The sequence below is a fragment of the Mesorhizobium sp. M7A.F.Ca.CA.001.08.2.1 genome (assembly GCF_003998455.1).
In the GTDB taxonomy this organism is placed as follows: Bacteria; Pseudomonadota; Alphaproteobacteria; order Rhizobiales; family Rhizobiaceae; genus Mesorhizobium; species Mesorhizobium ciceri.
Genome location: NZ_RZPW01001468.1, coordinates 1 through 453, shown reverse-complemented (window position 1 = coordinate 453; position 453 = coordinate 1). Strand labels below are relative to the sequence as shown.

The following is a 453-nucleotide window of genomic DNA, read 5'->3' as shown; positions in this document are numbered from 1 at the left end:
ACTATCCGGAGGATATTTCCGATGCCGCCCGCGGCATGGCCTCGGCAGGCGGCATCGAAATCTGGGACACCGTCGAGGATCTTGTTGCTCGAGCAACCGGGTTCGGCGTTGTCATGGCCGACGGTGCGCCAATGCGGGAATTGGATGTGGTGTACCCCGCAATGGGGTCTGATGTGCGCTCTGAACTTGCCGTCGCACTCGGTGCAGAGTGTGACGCGCAAGGATATGTTCTGGTCAGCCGACACCTCGAAACGTCGACTGCGGGTCTCTATGCCATTGGAGACGTGGCTGAGGGCCTCAATCAAATTGCCGTTGCGTTTGGCCATGCCGCCACCGCAGCAACACATATCCACAATGCACTTCAGTCTAGACCGGAAAGCTGACCGGCCACCCTAGCACAGGGCGCGCGCCATAGCGCTCCAGGTCAGTGCGCTTCGAAGGACGCTTCAGATC

Annotated in this window: 1 protein-coding gene; it reads left to right on the top strand. The window is 60.0% G+C overall.

Annotation, left to right across the window (positions count from 1 at the left end):
* Positions 1-383, top strand: a 383-nt coding sequence (locus EN914_RS38030) for an FAD-dependent oxidoreductase (RefSeq protein ID WP_164779307.1), incomplete at its 5' end; no start/stop codon positions are given.
* Positions 384-453: the final 70 nt, after the last annotated feature.